This is a genomic window from Niallia circulans (assembly GCF_003726095.1).
Taxonomy (GTDB): Bacteria; Bacillota; Bacilli; order Bacillales; family Cytobacillaceae; genus Niallia; species Niallia circulans_A.
In genome coordinates this window covers 4,473,407-4,495,767 of the sequence record NZ_CP026031.1, presented here as the reverse complement: position 1 = coordinate 4,495,767, position 22,361 = coordinate 4,473,407, and the positions used below count along the sequence as shown (strand labels likewise).

Sequence of the window (22,361 nt, the reverse complement as noted above, 5' to 3'; positions counted from 1 at the left end):
TATTTTTACTTAGTTTCGAGGTGGAATAAAGAATCTCCTTGTTGAATCTGTTTTTTATCTGTCATCGCTAAATGAAACTCTCTATAATTTGTAATCACAATTGGTGTTGTTAAAAGCTTGCCTGAGTTTGCTATTTCATCCATATCAAATTCAATAAGTAATTGTCCTTTTTTCACTAACTCACCTTGTGTAGTGTGTACAATAAAATGTTTGCCTTCTAATTGAACAGTATCCATTCCGATATGAATCAAAATATCTGCACCAGTATCTGTTGTAATCCCAATTGCATGTTTCGTCGGAAATAAAGCAGAAACCGTCCCATCAGCAGGAGCATATAATTTCCCTTCACTTGGTTCAATAGCGATACCATGGCCAAGTGCACCAGATGCGAATGCTTCATCTTTTACTTCTGATAAAGGTTTTACCTCTCCCTTTAGAGGGCTTAGCACTTCCTCTTTTTCTACCTTTGTTGCTGCTACTTGGTTCGATGCTGTAGTATTTCCTGTTGAATTTTGTCCTTTGTTAATGCCGCCAAAGAACAATGTCAATAAGAACGCTACGATAAAGCCAACTGTGATGGAAATAACTGCTCCCCATAAGTTCATATTGATTCCCTCTGGTGTAATATAAGAAGGAAGACCAAAAATTCCAAGACCGCCAACGATATAACCCTTTATATCTGTTAACCCGGCAATAGCACCACCAATACTTGCAGCAATACAACTAATAATAAATGGTTTCTTTAAAGGTAAGGTAATTCCATAAATAGCTGGCTCCGTTACACCAAAGATACCGGAAATAAACGCTGGATAACTCAATGTTTTTAACTTTTGATTTTTTGTCTTGATCAAAATTGCAAGAACTGCCCCAATCTGTGCAAAAGACGCTGCGAAGACAGGAGATAAAATCGTATCATAGCCAAGTGTCGCTACATTGTTGATAGAAATTGGTACTAATCCCCAATGAAGACCGAAAATAACAATCACTTGCCAGAATCCACCTAACAATAATCCTGCAATAACGGGGCTTAAATTATATAAGTATAAAGATCCTTGACCAATTAATGTACTTGCCCATGTTGCAATCGGGCCAATAACAAGAAATGTAACTGGAACTACAATCACTAATGTAAATAATGGCACAATAAATGTTTTCACTACATCTGGAATTACACTTCTTAGCCATTTCTCTACTTTAGATGCAAAGAATGTCGATAAAATAATTGGGATAACCGAAGACGAATAACTCATTAAAATTACTGGTATCCCTAAAAACGTAACATGGACTGGCGATTCAAATAATGTACCTCCAAACAAAGTATATAATGGATCACCTGTCGTTAAAGTGGATAAGGTTGGATAAACTAATGCAGCCCCTATCGCCATTCCAATAAACGGTGTTCCACCAAATTTTTTAATCGCTGTATATCCTAAGAAAATTGGTAAGAAATAAAATAGTGCGTCACCTGTGGCATTTAGAATTTGATAAGTACCAGATGATTCCGTTAACAATTTTGTTGATAGAAATAGTGCATTAAACCCTTTAATCATCCCTGAAGCTGCTAAAATACCAAGAACTGGCGTAAAAATACTTGAGATCATGTCGATAAATCGATTGAAAAGTGAACCTTTAGGACCTTCCTCTTCCTCTACAGGCTGTTGGTTTTGGAAACCCCCTACTGAAACAACTGCTTTGTATACATCGGGAACATGGTTGCCGATAACGACTTGATATTGACCGCCGCTTTTCATGACAGTTACAACATCATCCATATTTTTTAGGACTTCTGTATTCGCTTTACTTTCATCTTTAAGCTTAAAGCGAAGACGTGTAATACAGTGCACAACACTGGAAACGTTTTCTTTTCCACCTACATTGGCAATAATATCCTTTGCTAATTGCTCATATTTCATTTTTTTACCCTTCCTTCAGCTATGGAATTTGGTTTTTACAAATAAAAAAACCTGACCTGACTAAAATACACGCAAAACAATAGCATGTTCTTCTAGTCAGTTCAGGTTATGCCCACTTAAGGTAACATTCCTTCACGGAACTTTTAAGTTTTGTTATTTGATATCTGTAATTTATCACGTCTTGCAAAATATGTCAACGCTTTCTTTTTAGAAAAGTTAATTTTTTATTCCCTACTTAAATGCCATTCCAATCCATCTTTCAAATTTTATACTTCTCTTTGCTTAATCTCTTTTTTATTGTGTCCTTGACATAGTGCCGGTTTAGATGTGCCTCTTCTTTTCCTACACTTTCGATAATTTTTTCACGGCGTTATGCATCAAGCTTTTAAACTTATTTGATTATGAAGTGTTTTTCTAACAGCTCCTAATCCCTGTATGAATTGTTTAAAAAACAGCTCTACTTTGTCTCCTAACCCTATTGCATATAAATTGCTACCAAATATTCGCTCATTTGATAGAATTGGCTGTAAGTAATTTCCTACTGAGCCAGGGCTGCCAAACTTTATTTTTTTTATTTGCTTTTGTAATTCCTCTAACAAAGGGTCAGGACTTAACGACATTTCCTTACCACCATCATTAATCCCCATCAAATATCGACACCAGGCAGCAATCGTTAGTGGGATAAAGTGTAAATCCTCAACATCCAAATCATCTCTTTTTACATATAATTTAATTGTTTCTCCAAAACGAATAGCTAGTTTTTGAGAGGTGTCAGCTGCTATTCTCTGCGGTGTATCTGGATTGTTTGGGTTGGGGAAACGTACTTCTATTACTTCCTTTATAAACTGCATTGGATGAATAATTCCGGGATCAGTTACGACTTTCATCCCCTCTTCATAGCCTATTTTCTCTACTAAACTTTTAAGATCGTTGTCTTTCATTTCATCCGCAATGGAAGTATATCCTAGTAAACAGCCAAATATAGCCAATGCTGTATGAAGAGGATTCAAACACGTACATACCTTCATTCTTTCAATTTGATCCACTGTATCTCTATTTGTAAAGAATACACCTACTTCTTCTAATGATGGTCTTCCATTTGGAAAACAATCCTCCATAACCAAATATTCACTTTCTTCGGTATTCACAAATGGAGCAATAGTGGGAGCATTTTCTCTTATCTTAATCAATTCTGTACTTCCATAACCAAGGTCAGATAACTTTTCTTTTACTGCAACAGAAGGAAGTGGCGTAATCTTATCTATCATGGTCCATGGGAAAGCAATTTTTGTTTGATCTGTTAGATATTCAATAAATCCTTTGTCCACAACCCCTCTTTTTTGCCAATAAGCAGCAACCGTGAGAATAGCATCTTTCAGCTTATCTCCATTATGGGAGAAATTATCTGTGCTAACTAATGCTAAAGGTATCTTTCCAGCCTTATATCGCTCATTCAACAGCGAAGTTAACATAACCATCGTATGTTTTGGTTGATAAAGTCCTTGTTCTAATTCTTTTATTATAGTTGGTTGAAGATTTCCTTTTATATCTCTTAATTCATACCCTTTTTCTGTAATCGATAAAGTAATGAATTGTAAGGATGAAGTTGTAAATATCTCTATCAGACGCTGCCACGAATAATTATTACTATAGGCAGCTATACTTTCCGCCACACTTGCAATGACTTCCATATCTAGCGTACCGTTACTTTTCATTACTACATTTAGACTTAAGTTATCATATGGATGGTAAATTTTTTCGATTAATCCATCATCCATGGTAGATACAACGATTATTCCTTTTTTCGTTTTTTGTTTTTCAATTAAATGCTGCTGTAATACCGAATGAAAAGCTCTAAATAAATTCCCACCCCCTATATGTAACCAAATAGGCTCTTTCTTTGTCTCTTCCCATATTCCTCTATAATCATAATTAGGTGTTTTTATTCCTATTCTTGAAAAACTATCTTTCTTGGATTGAATAGCCTCTTTATCTAGTAATAACAACATTCTTCGCCTTCTTTATTTTTATTTGCATCGATTCAGTAATCCATTTTTAACTGAAAATCAAAATAACGCTGAGCATTATAATAAGATATATCTTGAACAATTTGCCCGAGCCATTCTATATCATTTGGGTACTCTCCATTTTCCACCCAATTCCCTATTAGATTACATAGAATTCTTCTAAAATAATCATGACGGCTATAAGATAAAAAACTGCGTGAATCTGTCAACATTCCAATAAATCTCGATAATAGCCCTTGGTTCCCAAGTGTTTTCATTTGTGCTACCATACCTTCGATATGATCATTAAACCACCAGCCAGATCCGAATTGTACTTTGGATGGAATTCCACCTTCTTGGAAATTCCCAGCCATCGTTGCTAAAACTTCATTAGCATTCGGATTTAATCCATACAGAATGGTCTTAGGGAGGTTGTCATCTCGATCCAGCTCATCTAATAATTTCGCTAATGGAATAGCAATAGGACTATCTTGCATCGAATCACAGCCTATATTTGCACCAATTGATTGAAATAAACGAGAGTTCGCACTTCTTAATGCTCCGATATGATATTGCATCACCCATCCTCTTTGGCTATATGCTTTACCAAGGCTAACAAGTAAACTAGTCAAAAACTGATTATTTTCTTTTTGAGTAATAGCCTCACCAGTCAACGCTTTTTTTACAATCATATTTAACTCTTCCATTGTTGCTGGTTCATATACAACCATTTCTAAACTATGGTCAGACAATTTGCAGCCAATCCCATGAAAATACTCTATCCTATGATCTATTGCCTCCATCAAAGTGCTATAACTCGTTATTTCCACTCCTGTAAGATTGCTTAGTTTTCCAACATATTCTGCCCAATAATTGCTTTGAATTGCCATTAGGTGATCTGGACGAAATGCTGGTAAAACAGTTGTCGAAAAAGTTTTGTCTTCCTGTAATAACTTATGAAAAACTAAATCATCAATCGGATCATCTGTAGTACCAATAAGAGCTACATTTGACCTTTCAATTAAGCTTCTTGCTGAAAAATCTGGACTCTGTATTTTGCGATTACAAATTTCCCATATTTCCTTTGCTGACGTTTTTTTTAGAATTGCTTCCACTCCAAAATATTGTTTTAACTCTAAATGCGTCCAATGATAAAGTGGATTTCCAATTAACCTTTCTACGGTCTCAGCCCATTTCTCAAACTTACTGTAATCATCTGCATCTCCAGTTATATAGAATTCATCTATGCCATTAGCACGCATGGCACGCCATTTATAATGGTCCCCTTCTAGCCACAGCTCTGTAATATTTTCATACCTTCGATTCTCATAAATTTCCTTTGGCTCTAAATGACAATGATAATCATAGATTGGCATTGTTGCCGCATAATCATGAAATAATTTTTTCGCTGTTTCTGTCTGTAATAAAAAATCTTTATCCATAAAACCCTTCATTTTGTTATCCTCCTCTTAATTAATCTTCACTTGTGTTAAAGCCTCATCTGTCTTTCCACCCCAAAGCTTTTCATAGGAATAACCTGTTAAAGATTCGACCACTTTCTTCGTTTTTGGATCTACATCCTTTTTTAAACCGTTGTTCTTTAAACGTTCAATTTCCTCTACAAGAACACCATGCGTTTCTTTATTTAATTTAAAGGTGAATGCTGTAATTAATGAAATAAAAAGCAGAAGACCTACCCCAATAATCATGATAGACATTATAGTATGAACAGCACTCTGTGGCTGCGTTGCCGAGCCTTGTACAAATCCCCCTGCCTCTAAGATGGCTCCAACTAAAAAGGTGGCAAGCGCTACAGAAGACTTTCTAAAGAACGTCATTACAGAAGCAAAAATTCCTTCTCTTCTTTTCCTCGTAATCATTTCATCTACATCTGGAATAAATGGAAAGACATTCCAAGGAATGAATTCCAGCATACTTCTTCCAATTTGATAAAAGAAGGAAATAACCCCTAACACTAGGATTAAATTACTAGGATGATATAAATAAACCGCCCCATATCCTAATAAACATAAAATCATGGTAGAATACGATATTTTAAATAAATTTGCTGGTCCAATTTTAATCATTAAAAATCCATAAAGAATAGCTCCAGGGAGCCCAATAATACTAAATGAAAGTAGATTCGCTGCTACAGTGGAAGTACTATTTAAAGCGTATACACAAAAGAATACAAATACTGCGTTAAAAGCATCTTTCGCTGTCATCGAACAAATATAAATTAATAAATGTTTACGAAAGCTTTTCACCCTGAAAGTGGAAGCAAAATCCACAAACGTTTGTATCACTACCTTTAAACCATTTTTTCGTTCTTTCTTCTGGCTCATCAGTATCTGTAATTCTTCAGGCGAAACTTCTCGTTCCCATGTAGAACGGAAAGAAATATACACACATATAGCAAAAACAACTGCAAAAAAAGCACCATTAATGAAGAAAGCAAGGGAATTATCTTGTCCTAAAATACTAAAGAGCTGTCCAGGTATAAATGTTGCTAAAAAGGTTCCAAGTCCTGAGATAAACATTCTAGCAGTTGATAATTTCGTTCGTTTATTAAAGTCAGTTGTCATTTCAGAAGGGAGTGTTTCCCATGGAATTAAAACCATCGCTGCAATAATTTCAAATGCTAAATAAGTAAGGAGATAATATAAATAATTCATTCCCGAAGTCCAGAGTAATACATATACAAGCATAAGTGGTGAACCAATCAATAAGAAAAATCTTCGCCGTCCAAATTTTCTTCCTAACTTAAATTTTAAAAAGTTATCTGAAAAGCTTCCCATAAATAAACTGACGACTGCATCTACTATACGAGCAATCGCAATAATAGAAGCACCTTCAACTGGCGTCAAACCAGCATAACTTGTATAAAAGAACAAAAGCCATGCGCCTATAATGGTAAAAGCCCCTCCACCCATCATGTCTGTTAAGCCGTATCCAATACTCCTTGCAAGAGTAACGTCTTTTTGTTTTTTTCCCATTTCTAACGCCTCCTATTTTTATTATCAATACGAACATAGGTAAAACGTTTTCATTTATCTGAAAGCATAATAGGAAAAAAGAAAGTATCAGGAACCTCTCCTTTTCCTATTATCTTTTCTTTATATTTTTTGCATTTTCTCTTTTGTTAAAATTTTGTTTGTATCCCAAGCTCCTAATAAGTACATTACCCCTAACGCGCGATCATATAACCCATATCCCGGCCTGCATACTTCATCCCAAATATGTCTCCCATGATCTGGTCGAACATACCCACAGAAACCGTTTTCATATAATCCATTAACAATTTCAGTAATAGGTACAGATCCATCCTCCACATGATGAGAAGTTTCTATAAAACTACCATCTTCAAAACGTTTAACATTTCTAATATGGGCAAAAGGGATTCTCTTAGTGAATGATTTCACAATATCAACTAAGTCATTACTTGAATTTGCTCCAAGTGAGCCGGAGCAAAAAGTTAAACAGTTAGCTGGACTGTCTACACTAGTTAAAATCCGTTCGATATCTTCTCTGTTTTTGACAATCCGCGGCAACCCAAAGATAGAAAAAGGCGGATCATCCGGATGAATAGCCATTTTAATTCCATATTGCTCTGCAACAGGAGTAATTTCTTCTAGAAAATACACCAAATTATCGAACAAATCCACTTCTGATACATCTTTATATAAAGTAAATAAATGCTGTAAATCTTTTAGTCTCTCTGGTTCCCATCCAGGCAGCGTTAACTCTTTTGTATTTTCTTCCATGTTTTTTACTACTTGCTCAGGTGTAAGAGAAATGACTTTTGTAGCATCAAAATACAATGCCGTACTGCCATCTTCTGTTTCTTTAAATAAATCTGTACGCAGCCAATCAAAGACAGGCATAAAGTTATAACATACTACTTTTACGCCAAATTGACTAAGATTCTTTAATGTTTGTTTATATGCATCAATATATTGCTGTCTGGAATTTAATCCCAGTTTTATATCTTCGTGAATATTAACGCTTTCAACAACATCTGTATGAAAGCCATACTCCTTTGCCTGATTTACTACTTCCGCAATACGCTCCACTGGCCAAACTTCTCCAACTGGTACATCATGCAGAGCCCACACTAGCCCTTTAACCCCTGGAATTTGGCGTATTTGTTTTAAAGTGATGGTGTCATTCCCTTCTCCATACCATCGAAACGTCATTTGCATATTTTGTTTTCCTCCTTTGTCGCACCATCATACTTTTTCCATTAGTATTGCTGCGGATAAAAATATTCAGGAAACTCTTGTAATAAAACACCTTTTTCAGAAAGCATTAATCTCATATGATCAGACATTAATTGTTCTGCTTTTGTCCGATTTCCTTCTAAGATTGCTTCATAAATTTCTTTATGATGACTAATTAATATTTCCCAGTCTAAATCCTTTATGTCTTTTAATCTTAATAAGCGAAATCTATTCAAATGGCCAGCCATATCTTGAATCATTTTCCAAGTTCGCTCTTTGCCACAGCAAATAAAAAGTTCCTTATGAAAACTTTCATCCAAATCGAAGAATTTTACTTTTTCCTGTTTTCCTACTTCATTGCTTGCCAGCATTTCCTGCATCTTTAAGTTCATTTCTAACTTCAGGGAAATTTCATCAGTTATATTCTCACAACATAGACCAACGATATTTGTCTCAATTATCTCACGAACAAAGCGCGCTTCTTCGGCAAGGCTAAGGTTAATTAGAGAGACAAATGTACCACTCTGCGGAACAATCGTTAATAACTCTTCTTGCGCTAATCTTATAAATGCTTCTCTAATAGGTGTTCTACTGACTTGCAATTCATCTGACATGATTTTTTCACTGATCTTTGTACCAGGTATAAGCTTTAATTTTAAAATTTCATCTTTCAATTGGTTATAAGCAAATACTTTCGCACTATTATTTGACATGAGGGACCCTCTTCTCCTTTTTATATTTTTTTAGTATATAAAAAGGAGGGGGAAATGTCATTCCTTTTCATTAATTTCAATAATCGCCTCCTCCAAAACATATTAATATACTAATATGGTAGTTATGAGTACATTATAACTTCATTTCTTTTGGAATACAATTCAAAAATAGTACTAAAATGTGACAATTGCATTAACAACTTTTGCAATTTATTTACACTTTTATTAGAATTAATGAATTATTATGGGAATACTTAATAATTATTGATGCTTTTAAGGAGGAATGAAATGCTAATACAGAAGAGGAGAGCGTGAAACCAATACGATGAAAAAAGTAAAAAGAAGTATTTATAAAAATTCCTTATTTATATTGAAAAAGAAGAAGCGTGGTTAAAGGAAAGTATAATCTTTAGACATAAGGATACTTCTTTCTGATTAAATTTTGTGTGGTAACTTAATTTCATCAGAAGTTGTCCTTATTTTTATTGTAAAAATAATCAAAACCGATGAAATTTTACTTGTCGTAAAATTTCACCGGTTTTTCCATCTTAGAGATGTTTTTGTCCCAGTCTCGTATACACATCACGTACCTAAAGGTTTCCGAAAAAAAGAAGGTATTTCCTGTTACGAAGACTAAATTCACGTTTAATATGGTTCAAACTTAGATATAGTTTCTGACGCAATATTAGTACCTATTTCCATACACTCTTGCAAACTCCTATCATTGTAAATTCCTGAAATAAAGCCAGATATATAGGAATCTCCTGCACCGACAGTATTAACAATGTGAGAAGTCTTTGCTTTTTCATAAGTAAACGAATTGCCATCATAAGCTAAACTGCCATCTTCCCCTAACATCGCTATTACAACACCATTCTTTGTTTTTGATTGAGTGATTTTCAGAAATTCTTTGATTCTTTCATCCTTTTTTTCATATGAAAAGAAGGAATAATTCATGTACGGGAGAATTTTATCATTTAATTCATCATCTAACCTCTTTGAAAAATCATGAATCCAAATCTTATTTTGATCATAAATTGAATCTAAATATCTATAAATCTTTGAACGCTTTTCTGAGTAGATAATACTAGAATTCTCTATAATTTTAGAGATAGATCCAGGTAGTTTAAAATCAGCTAATACGTTTTCATAGAAAGACTCGTGAAATCTATCATTATTGATAAGTTTCATCTTTGCCATAGCAGTTGGCTCATCTTTGTTGTATGAATTGCTAATATCGACGCCGTTCTCTTGTAAGGTCTTTTTTATGAATTCACCAAATATATCATTACTAAAAACAGTTATTAAAGAAACATCTATACCTTGTTTCTTTAAGTTGATCGCAAAGTCAACAGCATTTCCTGTAGCGTAAAAAGTTTTCTCTTTTAAATAAATATCTACACAGTTATCACCTATTGCCAATACCTTTTCCTGTTTCTTCATTTTATTCACCCAATAATTGAATAAAATATTTTCTATTTTTTATTCCATCAAATTCTGCGAAATAGATGTCCTGAGCATGACCTAGAACCAGCTTTCGATTTTTTATTGGTAATACACAATTATTGCCCACAATCATCTGTTTTAAATGCCCCGGTGAATTTCCACTCGTCGTGCCATAAGACATTAAAAAATGTGCGTGAGTATAAGGAGAATCTACTGGGACTATAGTATCCAAAAAGTCAAGGATATCCGTTTCTACGCATTCCAAACTTTCATTTATTGTAATTCCGCAAGTCGTATGAGAGCAAATAATAAACACAACACCATTTTCAATCGAACTATTAGAGACTGCTTTTTTTACTTCTTCGGTGATTTTGATTAATTGTGTTTCCATATCAGAACAAAGATGTTTAATCAGTAGCTCTGTTTTCATCAATATCCCCCTTTTCCCCCAAGAATCGCATAGCATTTTTATAAAGAACCTTTGAGCGAGTTTTTTCAGACATATATACTTTCTCTAGGCCGCGCAAAATTCTAATGGGTCTAAATCTAGGAGTATTAGAGCCAAACATTACTTTATCCGGAAAGTTATGATCTAACCAGTATTTCCCCATGTCTCTTGTGAACACCTGTTCAAAGAACAGCTCAGGACTATCCATGTAAAGCATTGATGTATCAGTGTAAACATTAGGGTATTTTACGAGTAGTATCGCTGTTTCTTTTACAAATGGCCACCCAAAATGAGCTAAGCACATTCTTAACTTGGGGTACTTAATTGCAATTCTTTCAAATCTAAAAGGATGAGCAAACTCGGATATCGAATTTTTATCCCAGGAAAAACCCGCGTGAAACATGATAGGCTTATCATATTGCAAACATTTTTCATATATGGGGTAATAATCTGGATGATCAGGTGAAAATTGTTGTTTCGCTGGGTTAAGTTTTAAACCACTCAAACCAAGTGTGCCAAAAGCATGCTCCAATACTTCTAGAGCATCAGCTCTATTCGGATCAACACTTGCAAAACCGATAAATCTTTCTGGTCTTAAATAAACCAGCTTCTTAATTTCATCATTAGAAATAAGGGTATCACCTGTTGTTGTCGTTGTGTCTAAAGGAAGTAATATTGTTTTACTGATTTTCGCAAGATCATTTTGCTTATCTATGACAGTGAGATCTGATGGACTCATCAAGCCTAGACCCATTTCCTTCATTCTAAAATTCAGACGTTCTTCACTCTCACTAATAGGGCTATACAGGGAAGGATGGGCGTGTACGTCAATTATAGTCATTGCTTTGCCTCATTGTTATTATCTTCTAGCCATTTTATCGTCTTAATTAAGGCTTTCTCGGGTTCTAAGAAGTACCTTCGATCAAGAAACTCAAGACCAAGGCACCCCTGATAACTTGTTGATGCTATTTTCTCCAGTGCATGTTGCATATTTAAGCTTCCATCGCCTGGCACTAAATGTCCACCAGGATTACCATCTACAAAATGGACGTGATGCAGATTGTCACCTAATGTATCAATGAAACTGTCAATCGATTCCTCACCTGTTGAAGCGACTACATCGATATCTATAAGTCCCTTTAATGCATGACTCCCCACCTCTTCAATCATTTTTACAATATGTGAAGAAGTATTAAATACATGTGTTGAATACTTTGTAAATGCTTCAAGAACTAAAGTGACTCCTTCGTTTTCCGCCGCTTTAGAAATAGCTTCTAAAGATTGTCTACACCATTCCCATTGCTGAATAATAGGTATATCAAGATATGCAATACCTGTTGTTACTAACACTTTTTTACAATCTAATACTGTAGCTGCTTCAATATGTCTCTTAAAAAAATCAATACTATTCTGTCTGTATTGTTTATCGGGGTGACTTATGCTAATTGGATAGACAGCTTGTTCTGGAGTTAAACAATCCACTTTCAGATTCCTATAATCAATTTTTTTCTTCAGCTCCTTAATGTCGTTCAAAGTAAAATAATCAAGATGAAAATGAGGACCTGAAGCCCATAATTCAATATATTTAAAACCTAACTCACTTACAGAATCCAAAAAATAATCAATCGTGTATCTCTTAAAGTGATAATTACCAGGTGCTATTCTATCTATCTTCATAAATACACTCCCTTTATAGAATAATACTTCCTAAAATTGTGGCTACAATTACTGATATTATAGTGTTTATTAATCCAGGAACCATAAAGCTGTGGTTAAGGACATACTTACCAATCTTTGTAGTACCCGCTGTATCAAAGGATATTGCTGCTAACGTTTGAGCTGAAACAGGTAGAAAATAGTTCGCGTTAACCGCCATCCATGCACCTATTATTATTGCTGGAGGTAGATTTAATCCTATGGCAATAGGAATCATGATGAGCGTTGTCGCTCCTTGGCTTGTTATCAAGGCAGCTACTGCGAATACAACAACTGCAAATAGCCATGGATATCTGTTGACAATTTGAGCTACATTCTCTTCGACAAATTCCTGATGTGCTAATATAAAAGTATTACTCATCCAAGCTAAACCAAAAGCACAAACTATAGCTAAAGCACCTGCTTTAAAGATAGAGCCACTTAAGATTTCTTCAATTTTCGGCTTACATACTATTATTATTAGAGCTGCACAGGTCAACATGATAATCTCAATAGTATATGGCATTGATAATGGAGTAACTTTTCCCTCAATTACCCAAGAAGGTCGTAAACCTGTAAATAATCCCAAAACAATAACAGAAACCACAGCAAGTAAGAAAATTAAAACAGACCATTTTTGAGAATTCGCTATATCCTTAATTTCTTTCCTCTCAAACTTCTTGATAAAACCTTCTTCCAACCGTCTTATATATTCAGGATCTTGGTGAAGTTCTTTGCCCTTTTTTATTGTTAAAACAGAACTTGCTATTACTCCAATAAGAGTTGCTGGAATCGTTATCATTAATAATTTTGAAAAAGATACATCAATAGTTGCCATAAAACCAATCATGGCTGCCGTTGCTGCTGACATAGGTGAACATGTTATGGCTTGTTGAGATGAAATGATACTATTAGAAATTGGTCGTTCTGGTCTAATACGGTTATCTATTGATAATTCATTCATTACTGGCAGTAAACTATATACAACGTGACCTGTTCCAGATAAGAAAGTGAATATCCAAGCCACTATTGGTGCTATTATAGTAATATTGCTCGGGGATTTTCTCAGTATCTTTTCAGCTATGATCACTAGATAATCCAACCCTTTGGAGGACTGTAAGGCCGAAGCGGCTAAGACGACCCCCAATATAATGAGCATAACATCGATTGGCGGACTAGCAGGTTGCATACCGAATACAAAGACAAATATTCCCACGCCAACTCCACCCAACAATCCCATAAAGACATTACCTACTCTAGAGCCAAAATAAATCAGTACAATTATTAGTATCAATTGTATCCAAAACATCGGAATCCCTCCCGCCTCATTGTAAGCACTTTCATTTATTGCTAAGCAAGTAAGAATTTTAAACTCTTACTTGCTTACCATATCCGAATGCACCTTCGATTTTGCAAATTTCAGCTGCAAACTTTGAACCCTTTTTCATTGCATTCTGTATTACTTCAAAGGTTAGATCGTCATCTTTAAACCTAAATGAACCATTTGATTGATCTAACAATTCAATGAGGAAGGCGGTTAAATAAGCATCTCCTGCTCCCATAGTATCAACAACGTCTTCATCTATAATTGCTGGTTGATATATAAAATCACCTTTATATAACGCGTATGAACCATTCTCCCCCACAGTGCCGACTATAAGATCGGCTCCAAGCTCTTCAGCCTTTTTCATTTCCCTTTCTCTTTCAGAACTTGTTAAATGACTGCAAGAGAGGAAGGCTATATCTATATAGGGGCATACTTCCTTCAAATATTCGTCATTCCATCGGACAGAAAAATCAAAGGATATTGGAATATCTAGAGATTTTAAAGTCTTCAGTTCTGATTCAATATAGCTATTTAGGCTTGTATGAATTAGGGAAAATTCACTTATATAAGAAATCATCTGATTAGTAAGTTCCCATTTTTTTTCTTTGGCGACACCGCCTTTATTAGAGCCTAAAAACACTCTTTCATTCTTATCTAGTTTTACCTTCGCATACCCATTCTCACCACTATAAGTTTTAGAGTAAGAATAATCTATTTGAAGTTCATCCAAAACAGCTTTAATATATTCAGCAACATCATCGTCGCCAAATTTCCCAATGTAAGCAGATTTAATATTATTCATTTTGGCATATACACTGAAATTCAGAGCATTTCCTCCCGGGTACATCTTTCCTTCCAAGACATATTTATCGACTACATTATCCCCTATACCAATAACTTTATATTTTCGCATATGGGGCCTCTCTTAATATTCTACTTTCCACATATATCTTCTTGTTGAAAGCGGATGCTCTCGAACTGTTGCTAGTGCCTCATTATAAACAGGATACACATTATTAAATAATAAGTGGTTAAAGTAATCAATTACATCAGCATCAATAGTAGATAATCCTAACTCTTTAGCATCCAATACTTCAATACGTCTCGCATATTTCTTTAAGAACGTAAGTGCACGCTCATCAAGAGCCCGTGTACTTCCTTCGGAAACCTGGATGACAAACGGAATTTCAGCATCTGCAATTTCAAAAGGTCCATGGAAGAACTCTCCTGTATGAATTGTAGATGAATTAATCCACTGCATCTCCATAAAGATACAAATACTTTGTAAATAAGCAGCTCCATAACTTGCTCCACTTGCCAAAGTATATATAACATTGTCATCTTTATGCTCATCAGCAAATCTTTTTGCACGCTTTTCAACATGTTTGCGTGCATTTTTTACGATAAGATCAATCTTTTGACGACCATCCATAAATTTTTCGTAATATGGGTAACCTTCCACTTGATTCAGAAGTTCGACAGCTGTCAGTAAAGCTTGCATTGTTTTTTCTTCAGCTATATCTTTGTCTGGACCAAAAGTATAATCAACAATATAGTCTGCTTCTTTTGTTATAGGTGAATCAGATATCCAAGTTAGGGCAATAACTGGTACTCCTTTTTCCTTTCCAATTGCAGCTGCTTTAACAGTCTCAGGTGTATTCCCTTTATGCGATGCAACTACAAGAACAGAGTTTTTTCCAAATGCTTTTGGAAGGTTGTGTACAAACTCATTACTAGAATATAGCCCCACTTTAATTTCCTTGGACTCTTTCTCTAAAAATGCTTTAGCTGGGTAAAAAGCAGCGTAAGATCCTCCGCATGCAACGTAATAAACTTCCTTAACACCCCCATCTTCCTTTTTATCACTAATAATCTTTCTGATAATCTCTTTAATATTCATTATGACTCCTCCTATCCTAATTTGTATTGCTTTGTATATTTCGATTATAATACAAAGCAATACAAATTGCAACAGCGCTTTCATATTTATTTTCACTCTCTTATTTGTTATAATTTAAAAAACAAAACGAGCTAATGAGGGATTATAATTATGGATATTAATGAATCAATACCAAAATATGAGCAGTTGAGAATGAAAATACTGAATGATATTGAGAGAGGCATTTTGAAGAAGGGAGATAAAATTCCCACTGAAAATGAATTAAGTAAAAATAATCAAATTAGCCGGGTAACTGTAAGAAAAGCTCTAGACTCCCTAACAGAAGAAGGTTATCTGATCAGAATTCCAGGTAAAGGAACTTTTATAACTGAAAACAAGCTATTAAAAGACATTGGTAATACAATAGGATTTAGCGAAAATACTAGAATGCAAGGAAAAAAACCTGGTGCGAGGGTAATTGAAAATAAAATAATTGACTTAGAAGAAGAAGAGCAAAACGTATTCGGTACTCTTGGTAATACAAAACAAATTAGTATTGTCAGAGTTAGAACTGCTGATGACATCCCTGTTTCAGTTGAATATTCTCGATTTCCAATGGACTTCGATTATCTACTAACTGAAGACTTAAATAACACCTCACTTTATGACATCATAAAAGAGAAGAGTAACATTAAATTTGGTAACTCTAGAAAGGCAATTCAGATTGTAAGTGCCTCTTTTGAAGAAGCCATGTATCTGAACGTAAAGGAAGGCCATCCTGTCTTATGTATAGAAAGTTTGGTAAAAGATATTAAAGGTAGCACAATTCATTCCTCAAAACAAATTATGCTCGGTGACAAATTTACATTAATTGTTTAAAAAGGGCTTCCAAGACGATTATCCTTGTAAGCCCTTTTCCCAATTAATGTATAAGAAAAAATAATGCCACTGTTGATAATACATAAATTAACAATAACACGCCTATCTTTAGTAATTCACTAAGTTCATTTTTTTCACATGCATTTTTAAAGTCCATAATAACACTCCCTTATTCACTAATATTTTTTTTGATAAAGCTCCTTTTTGATGGAGAGGCTTCAAACTAGATACTATAGCTAAAATTCATCCTTGGCTACAAACAAATAATAACAGGTACATACCCTTTTGGGTCATTATATACACCCATCAAGTCAGATATAATAACTTGGCAAAAGGGTACGTATCACAGAATTTATTACCTAGATGAACCAACAACTGATCTAACTACTTTCTTTTTCTATGCGACTGCTAAGCTACATGAAGAAGTGGGCTGCATAGCGAATTTCCTAAACGACAGTGATTATAATTTACAAAATATTACGAATTTGACTGATCTACCAGCTAAAACATCCTGCTGCATAGACGCTGCTTCACTAATTACTCTTTATAAATTCTTCACTGCTTTCTCCATTTCCGTTTCACCAGAGACTAAATCAAATGATTTATTAAACACATTTTTTTCTTTTATAGAAGCCATTATTGTCGCTGCTACATCTTCTCTTGGGATCACTCCTATTTCCAGATTCTCAGCAGCTGCAACCAAACCAGTACCAGCTTCATTTGTTAATCCGCCCGGACGAATAATGGTATAGGTTAATCCACTCTCCATAAGAATGCGATCAGCATAGTGTTTTGCTACATAATATGGCTTAATTTGTTCATTCCAGTTTTCTCGATGATGCGCCTGCAACGCACTAACCATTACAAACCGTTCTACCCCTGCATTCTTTGTTGCCTCCATCATTTTCACAGCACCATCAAGATCAATCAATAATGTTTTATCATATCCCGTTTTCCCACCTGAACCTGCTGTGAATACGACGGCATCACAACCTTTCACTGCAGACTCTAGCTGTTCCACCGTTTCTTCCAAATTACCTAAAGCAGTTTCTATTCCGACTTTGTCAAAAGCTTTCTGCTGTTCTGACGTTCTTACCAATGCTCTAACAGAAAACTCATTACTTTCGTGTAATAATGTCACAAGCTGTTTACCTATTTGCCCGTTTGCTCCAACCACTAATACTTTCACAGCACTGACTCCTTTCTAATCCATTTTCTACTATTATTTCATCCAATTGTTTCTTTTTCAAATAGCGTGCTTTCTAAGGGATAGGAAAAAGGCTTCCACTTAAGTGAAAACCCATTAAATTTAATGCCATTTTAGTCTAAATATCTCTTTATCTCTTTTATTACTTCTTTTATCTCATTTACAAGGCGATTTCGTTGGCGGACAAATAATGTGCTTAGAAAAAGAAATTCTTCTGGAGACGCATTGCTCCAATAAACCGATTTCACCTTCGCTAAGCCAGGATATGGCTGAAAAGGGTCTGTATTATCATAATCATACTTACTAGAAGAAGAGAATTTAAGTCTATTCAATATCCCACCAACTGTTTTTAATAGTTGATTATAGGAATCAACATCAGTGACTTCTTTTTCTAAAAGCTTTTCAACCATAGTTGTGACCTTTTCAAAAATAGAATGAATCATTGTAAAGTCAAAAGCCTCATCCGAATCTGCATCCAGTTCGTTAATAATCGCTTTGCTTTTACTCAAAAAGCGAATAAGGTTAACCGGTAAAAGAGAAATATTCGCTAAATAATCCACTAGCTCTATATGCATTCCAGTATCTCTCACCAATAGATTACTATCCACTTTATCTATTAAATCCTCTTCTGTATGCCACCACCAGTTTCCTCCTGGTGTTTGATAGCTTTTTTTCTGATGTGGCGGTTCGTATTTAAGCATTAAATGAATTGGGATATTCGTCCCCCAAAAAGATTGATCGGCTCCTCTAGGTAAATACTCTATCCTAGACGGCTCTCTATCTGTGTATTTACGAATGATGTTTATTAATAACTCGTGATTTTCCATCGCAGTTGATCTAGGTACTACTTCAACATTTTCTTTTGTTCCAGGAAAATCAATATTAATATGTGCTACACAGTTCTCATTAATTTCCTCCCAAAATTGATCACAATACCAAGCAGATCCTGCATATCTTCCATTCGAATGTCCTGCCCACCATGCTAGTTTAATGGTTCTTCTACTATTTTTTTTAGAAAATATCCTGGCCATTTCCAGCATAAGCGCATTTGCGGTTGCGTTATCTGTTGCTCCCTTATGCCAAGAATCATAATGACCAGAAATCAGAATATAATCCTCTGATTCACCTCGAAGAGTAGCAACCGGCAAACTCGTCTTTTTAAGCGCATTTTCTAATTTTGTTTTCACCACCGCTTCCAAAGAACCATTCTCTTTTATCCAATCAAGTAGGGTAACTCCATCCTCATAATTTATCCCAACAACCGGAATTTTTGGAAGTTGATCAATATTTTCCGATGTAGGTGTTCCCCAGATAGTTCCTACTGTTTCTTCATGGATAGCAATTTCCTTCGACGGCCATATATGAATGAGACCAATTGCACCAGCGCGCTCTATTTTTTTTACATAATCTTCATAATAATTCCAGCTGATTATTATTTTATCTTTCATTTTTTCATAACGATCAGCTGGTCCGTTTATTCCTCTTAGTGTTTCACTATAACGATCATATAAAAGGTTACCCTTTATCCCTTTTGGAAAGTGACCGCCAAACGATCTTGCTTTCGCTATAATCACTTTTTTCTTCGCTCCACCCACATATACTTCTCCATGAATAGGATTACTAAAATACCCAACAAACTGATAACGATTATACGACACTTCATATTGCTTTAGAGTTTCTATTATATAATCTGCGGCTCTCTCCGCCTCTTCTTCTCCAGTTAACCTTTCATACTTAGTAAGTACTTGAATGTGATCATACAAAAGATCTTTATCAATTAAATCTATATACTGGCTTGTCACTTATTTTTCACCCCATTATGAATAGTGAATAACATCTGCCACGATAACAAAAATACCTCCAATAACAAGCCATACTAATAATAATGGCCAGAAAAATTTTACCCATTCTTGATATTTAATTTTGGACACTGCCAAGCTTCCCATTAACATGGCAGACGTAGGAAGGATACAATTGGATAATCCGTCTCCTAGCTGATAAGCTAAAACAGCCGTTTGTCTTGTTACATCAATCAAATCGGCTAACGGCACCATAATCGGCATCGTCGTTGCTGCCAATCCTGTTCCAGAAGTAATAAAGACATTCATGATTGTTTGGAAGAAATACATTCCTAGTACTTGAATATAGCTAGGCATGTGATCAACCATTATTGCTAGCCCGTTCACAACAGAGTCAATAACATGGCCATCCTCTAAAACGATCACAATCCCTTTCGCTAATCCGACGATGAAAGCGCCAAAGGTTATATCTTTTGCACCAGCTACAAATTCACTGGCAATTTTACTAGGGCCATATTTAGACAGAAATCCTACTATAACACCAAGGGCTAGGAAAAATGCTGCTAATTCCTGCATCCACCAACCTTTTTCCGAAACACCCCAAATCAATAGACCAAAACCAGCTAATATTACCATGATAGTTAAATAGTGGCTTATCTTCATAGATGATAAGGATGATATATCTACATTATTATGACTTTCCTCTGCTTCCAGTTGAGCAACAATACTTGAAGATGGGTTCTTTTTAACCTTTTTCGCATAACGAATAATATAATAACTAGTGGCTATTAATAGAACAACAAGGATAATAGCACGTAACCACATACCAGAAAACATTGGAATTTCGGCAATTGACTGAGCAATCCCTACATTAAAGGGATTTAGTAATCCCGCTGTAAACCCTGCTGCTGCACCCAACATAACCATCGCTGTCCCTGTTAACGCATCATATCCTAATGCTCTAGCAATCGCGATTCCAATTGGAACAAACGCCATTACCTCTGCAGACATCCCTATCGTAAATCCGCCGAATGAAAACAAGGTCAAGAAAATGGGAATAATTACGAGGCCTCGATTCATAAAGGTTTTTCCGACTCTACCAGCAATCGCCTCAATTGTTCCAGTTGAATTAATAATTTGAAACACACCGCCAACAATAAAAATGAAAAAAACTGTATCACTTGCACTAACCAATCCTTGAACAACTGCTAACGGAAGATTAAATAGACTGATAGGATTCTGTTCAACATGATGATAAGAATCTTGAACAACAACGGTGTTACCTGAGCTTGCATCTTCAACTCGATCAAACTCTCCTGCTGGAAGAATATAGGTCAGAACTGCCGCAAATAATACCATCGTTAATATAATGACAAATGTATGGGGCATTTTTACTCTTTTTGGTCTCGACTGTTTAATGGAGTGCATCTGAGAGACTACTTTATTGGTTTTCAATATCTTCATCCTTTACCATTTTTTAATTTACTATTTTAGTATTTTGCTGCTTTTCCATTCTTCAAATTCACTGCGGATAGCCTGTAAATATTCACGATTGGAGCACACATCGTAAGCCGTCATAGCTAATGCTTTTGCTGCTTTATTTAACCCCTGCATACCTTCCTCTGAACCTGCTGCCTCTACAAACTCTGGTGTATGTGTATTCGCTGAATCAGTAATTTTAATATAAGGATGAATGGTAGCTGTCACTTGGCCAACATTGCCAATATCAGAAGAGCCTATTCCCCCTTTTTTAGGTGGATCGCTTACTTCTTCATCTAGGTATTCCAAATTTTCTTTAAACATCTTGGCAAGTGTGTGATTATTATTCCTTTCCGCATAAATAAGTCCTTCTTCAATCTCTAATGCTGCACCTACTGCTTCTGCCGAATAGCGAGCGGCCGCATAGACCTTTTCTCGGACAATTTCGAGCTGCTCTACATTCTCTGCCCTTAATAAAAATTCAGCCTCACAATATGCTGGTACCACATTTGTCGCCTCTCCACCCTTTGTAATGATTCCATGGATTCTTACATCATCTTTAAAGAATTGACGTAAAGAATTGACTGCAACAAACGTATGAATTACCGCATCCAATGCACTTATTCCTAATTCAGGACTTGCAGCTGCATGAGCCGCCTTGCCATAGTATTTGAAAGTCGCATCTACACAAGCTAAGCCACCACGTAAAACCATCGATTTCTTATGGGGATGACACATCATTGCAACGTCAACTTGATCAAAAATGCCATCCTCTACCATCATAATTTTTCCACCGCCTAACTCTTCAGCAGGTGTTCCCAGTACAACAATTTTTCCTTGCAAATGAGGCACCGCCTCCTTTAACGCGATAGCCGCACCTACAGCAGATGTGCCAATGATATTATGTCCACAACCATGCCCTAATCCAGCCAATGCATCATATTCCGCAAGCAAGGCAATGGTTGGTCCTCCAGCTTCGCCTTCCCATGTTGCCCTAAATGATGTTTCCAGATTGGCAAGACCTGTTTCTATCATAAATCCAGCCTTTTTCAATGGTTCTGTAAGCCAGTTCATTGCTTGATATTCTTGGAAACTAACTTCTGGATTCTGATGGATTTTCAACGATAATTCTCGTAATTCCATATCCATTGCATCCACTTTATCGATAAGTGTCTGTTTTTCTTGAACACTTTTATTATGCATAAAATATACAACCTCCTAAATATTCTGACTAAACAATAATGTATATACCATTTTAATTCTCTTATTAAATTAAGTAAAATTAAGCTTTTTTTTATAATCTATAAAAATTTTTTATAGATTATACAGACAAAAATATGTATTTACTTT

18 protein-coding genes are annotated in these 22,361 nt (G+C 35.3%); 1 reads left to right on the top strand and 17 read right to left on the bottom strand.

Features of this window, described 5'->3' with window-relative positions:
- Positions 1 to 5 precede the first annotated feature (5 nt).
- The 13 genes from C2I06_RS21585 to C2I06_RS21525 all read right to left on the bottom strand — a co-directional run bounded on the left by C2I06_RS21585 (position 6) and on the right by C2I06_RS21525 (position 15,668).
- A complete protein-coding gene (locus tag C2I06_RS21585) occupies positions 6 to 1,913 on the bottom strand; it encodes a beta-glucoside-specific PTS transporter subunit IIABC (protein ID WP_123258829.1) in 1,908 nt (635 codons plus the stop codon).
- 377 nt (positions 1,914 to 2,290) lie between these two features.
- Positions 2,291 to 3,922 carry a mannitol dehydrogenase family protein gene (locus tag C2I06_RS21580; protein WP_164463754.1) on the bottom strand — a complete coding sequence of 544 codons (1,632 nt, stop codon included), beginning with the start codon at positions 3,920 to 3,922 and terminating at the stop codon, positions 2,291 to 2,293.
- 32 nt (positions 3,923 to 3,954) lie between these two features.
- The gene (gene uxaC, locus C2I06_RS21575) at positions 3,955 to 5,373 is read right to left on the bottom strand and encodes a glucuronate isomerase (RefSeq protein WP_095333037.1); all 1,419 of its coding nucleotides are present in this window, start codon (positions 5,371 to 5,373) and stop codon (positions 3,955 to 3,957) included.
- 15 nt (positions 5,374 to 5,388) lie between these two features.
- Positions 5,389 to 6,915 carry an MFS transporter gene (locus C2I06_RS21570; protein WP_095333035.1) on the bottom strand — a complete coding sequence of 509 codons (1,527 nt, stop codon included), beginning with the start codon at positions 6,913 to 6,915 and terminating at the stop codon, positions 5,389 to 5,391.
- Positions 6,916 to 7,035: 120 nt separating this feature from the next.
- Positions 7,036 to 8,121 carry a mannonate dehydratase gene (uxuA, locus tag C2I06_RS21565; protein ID WP_123258828.1) on the bottom strand — a complete coding sequence of 362 codons (1,086 nt, stop codon included), beginning with the start codon at positions 8,119 to 8,121 and terminating at the stop codon, positions 7,036 to 7,038.
- Between the two features lie 41 nt (positions 8,122 to 8,162).
- Complete coding sequence (locus tag C2I06_RS21560; protein WP_123258827.1) at positions 8,163 to 8,852, bottom strand: GntR family transcriptional regulator; 690 nt, start codon at positions 8,850 to 8,852, stop codon at positions 8,163 to 8,165.
- Positions 8,853 to 9,497: 645 nt separating this feature from the next.
- A complete protein-coding gene (locus C2I06_RS21555) occupies positions 9,498 to 10,295 on the bottom strand; it encodes a PfkB family carbohydrate kinase (protein WP_095333029.1) in 798 nt (265 codons plus the stop codon).
- 1 nt (position 10,296) lies between these two features.
- Entirely contained in the window at positions 10,297 to 10,728 is a 432-nt protein-coding gene (locus tag C2I06_RS21550) for a secondary thiamine-phosphate synthase enzyme YjbQ (protein ID WP_095333027.1), read from the bottom strand.
- Positions 10,706 to 11,587: an amidohydrolase family protein gene (locus C2I06_RS21545; protein WP_095333025.1), complete on the bottom strand. Its 882-nt coding sequence runs from the start codon at positions 11,585 to 11,587 to the stop codon at positions 10,706 to 10,708. The genes C2I06_RS21550 and C2I06_RS21545 overlap by 23 nt, the downstream gene beginning before the upstream one ends.
- Positions 11,584 to 12,423: a sugar phosphate isomerase/epimerase family protein gene (locus tag C2I06_RS21540; protein ID WP_095333023.1), complete on the bottom strand. Its 840-nt coding sequence runs from the start codon at positions 12,421 to 12,423 to the stop codon at positions 11,584 to 11,586. Before C2I06_RS21540 ends, C2I06_RS21545 begins: the two co-directional genes overlap by 4 nt.
- A gap of 13 nt (positions 12,424 to 12,436) precedes the next feature.
- Complete coding sequence (locus C2I06_RS21535) at positions 12,437 to 13,750, bottom strand: anaerobic C4-dicarboxylate transporter family protein (RefSeq protein ID WP_095333021.1); 1,314 nt, start codon at positions 13,748 to 13,750, stop codon at positions 12,437 to 12,439.
- Positions 13,751 to 13,808: 58 nt separating this feature from the next.
- Positions 13,809 to 14,681, bottom strand: coding sequence for a fructoselysine 6-kinase (locus C2I06_RS21530; protein WP_123258826.1), 873 nt, complete (start codon positions 14,679 to 14,681; stop codon positions 13,809 to 13,811).
- 12 nt (positions 14,682 to 14,693) lie between these two features.
- Entirely contained in the window at positions 14,694 to 15,668 is a 975-nt protein-coding gene (locus C2I06_RS21525) for an SIS domain-containing protein (RefSeq protein WP_095333017.1), read from the bottom strand.
- A 150-nt stretch (positions 15,669 to 15,818) separates the two neighbouring features.
- Here C2I06_RS21525 and C2I06_RS21520 point away from each other — a divergent pair, with 150 nt between their 5' ends.
- Positions 15,819 to 16,526: a GntR family transcriptional regulator gene (locus tag C2I06_RS21520; RefSeq protein ID WP_217279800.1), complete on the top strand. Its 708-nt coding sequence runs from the start codon at positions 15,819 to 15,821 to the stop codon at positions 16,524 to 16,526.
- Positions 16,527 to 17,070: 544 nt separating this feature from the next.
- On the opposite strand, the gene C2I06_RS21515 is transcribed toward C2I06_RS21520, so the two are convergent.
- The 4 genes from C2I06_RS21515 to C2I06_RS21500 all read right to left on the bottom strand — a co-directional run bounded on the left by C2I06_RS21515 (position 17,071) and on the right by C2I06_RS21500 (position 22,214).
- Positions 17,071 to 17,715 (bottom strand): SDR family oxidoreductase, encoded by a 645-nt coding sequence (locus C2I06_RS21515; protein ID WP_123258825.1) that lies wholly within the window; start codon positions 17,713 to 17,715, stop codon positions 17,071 to 17,073.
- 131 nt (positions 17,716 to 17,846) lie between these two features.
- Entirely contained in the window at positions 17,847 to 19,535 is a 1,689-nt protein-coding gene (locus C2I06_RS21510) for a M28 family peptidase (RefSeq protein ID WP_123258824.1), read from the bottom strand.
- A 15-nt stretch (positions 19,536 to 19,550) separates the two neighbouring features.
- The gene (locus tag C2I06_RS21505) at positions 19,551 to 20,987 is read right to left on the bottom strand and encodes a YfcC family protein (protein ID WP_249928250.1); all 1,437 of its coding nucleotides are present in this window, start codon (positions 20,985 to 20,987) and stop codon (positions 19,551 to 19,553) included.
- 30 nt (positions 20,988 to 21,017) lie between these two features.
- Positions 21,018 to 22,214 carry a M20 family metallopeptidase gene (locus C2I06_RS21500; protein ID WP_123258823.1) on the bottom strand — a complete coding sequence of 399 codons (1,197 nt, stop codon included), beginning with the start codon at positions 22,212 to 22,214 and terminating at the stop codon, positions 21,018 to 21,020.
- Positions 22,215 to 22,361: the final 147 nt, after the last annotated feature.